Origin of the sequence: Lentilactobacillus parafarraginis DSM 18390 = JCM 14109 (assembly GCF_001435895.1) — a bacterium.
GTDB lineage: Bacteria > Bacillota > Bacilli > Lactobacillales > Lactobacillaceae > Lentilactobacillus > Lentilactobacillus parafarraginis.
In genome coordinates, this window is sequence record NZ_AZFZ01000225.1 from 1 (window position 1) to 369 (window position 369).

Genomic DNA, 369 nt, shown 5'->3' on the forward strand with positions numbered 1-369 from the left:
GGTGGAATAAACAAGCGGCTAGAGAATATGCTGCCAAACACCCCGAAGAAGAAAAGTCGGCCGACAACGATAACAGTGGGTTGTACTACTAGTCCTAAAAGGCTACAAAATCCTTTCTAAACAGTTTTAAGACTTACTAACATCTTTATACTCAAGTTAGATTTAAATGGCTTAAACAGAAGAATAGGGGCTTTTAAATGAGTGCCAGAGCTAACCAGCTCAAAAGTTCAGCCTTTAGATCAACGCCAAGCTCAAGTGATTTGAGGCCAAGGCTTTATCTATTGATAAGGTACTCAAAAGGTAGTATAATTGTAGTAGTAAAAGAAAGGAGATGAGACAATCATGGCAGTTAAGGAAAAGAAACGCGTA

Annotated in this window: 1 pseudogene; it reads left to right on the forward strand. The window is 38.8% G+C overall.

Annotation, left to right across the window (positions count from 1 at the left end):
• Positions 1–92 (forward strand): annotated as a pseudogene (locus FD47_RS16025) (plasmid replication initiator protein A); the annotation flags it as partial.
• Positions 93–369: the final 277 nt, after the last annotated feature.